The sequence below is a fragment of the Streptomyces sp. NPDC026589 genome (assembly GCF_040638385.1).
Taxonomy (GTDB): domain Bacteria; phylum Actinomycetota; class Actinomycetes; order Streptomycetales; family Streptomycetaceae; genus Streptomyces.
Genome location: NZ_JBEZYG010000043.1, coordinates 37610 through 38592, shown reverse-complemented (window position 1 = coordinate 38592; position 983 = coordinate 37610). Strand labels below are relative to the sequence as shown.

Below are 983 nucleotides of genomic sequence, written 5' to 3'. Positions count from 1 at the left end.
CGCCCGGTTACATTCCGAACCCGGAAGCTAAGCCTTTCAGCGCCGATGGTACTGCAGGGGGGACCCTGTGGGAGAGTAGGACGCCGCCGAACAATCTTTCAAGGACCCCTGGTCCCAGCGTTCAACGCTGGGACCAGGGGTCCTTTTGTTTTTCCCGAAGCGCGTCGACTGGTCGGCTGCGCGAGAATGTCTGTGGTACCCGAAGACAGGAGTCACACCCATGTCCACCAACTCTCCCGACGATCGTCCGGAGCGCGAGCCGCGTCGCCGGGACGGCGGTGACAGGGGCGGTTACCGCGGTGGTCGTGACGACCGGTCCGGTGCCGGCGCGCCTCGACGCGACAACGACCGTGGCGGCTTCCGCCGTGACGACAACCGGCCTTCTGGCACCGGTGGCAGCACTGGCGGTGGCTTCCGCCGTGACGACCGTGACCGCGATCGAGGGCCGCGTCGTGACGACAGCCGGCCGACCGGCGGTGGCTTCCGCCGGGACGACAACCGTGGCGGTGGCTCCGGTGGTGGGTTCCGTCGTGATGACAATCGTGGTGGGGACCGTGATCGTGGGCCTCGTCGTGATGACGACCGTGGTGGCCGTCCCAGCGGTGGCTTCGAGCGTCGTGACGACCGGCCGCGTGGTCCCCGTCGTGACGACGACCGGCCCTCCGGCGGTGGGTTCCGCCGCGACGACAACCGCGGCGGTGGCTCTGGCGGCGGTTTCCGCCGGGACGACAACCGGCCTACCGGTGGCTCCGGTGGGGGGTTCCGTCGTGACGACAACCGCGGTGGTGGCTTTGAGCGTCGTGACGACCGGCCGCGCGGCCCGCGCCGTGACGACGACCGGCCCTCCGGTGGTGGGTTCCGTCGTGACGACAGCCGCGGTGGTGGCTCCGGTGGTGGGTTCCGTCGTGATGACAATCGTGGTGGGGACCGTGATCGTGGGCCTCGTCGTGATGACGACCGTGGTGGGTACCGGGGTGGTCAGC

General features: G+C 69.5%; 1 rRNA gene and 1 pseudogene. Both read left to right on the top strand.

The window, feature by feature from the left end:
- A 5S ribosomal RNA gene (gene rrf / locus AB0F29_RS39705) occupies window positions 1-92 on the top strand; the annotation flags it as partial.
- A 213-nt stretch (window positions 93-305) separates the two neighbouring features.
- Window positions 306-983, top strand: a pseudogene (locus AB0F29_RS39700) (hypothetical protein); the annotation flags it as partial.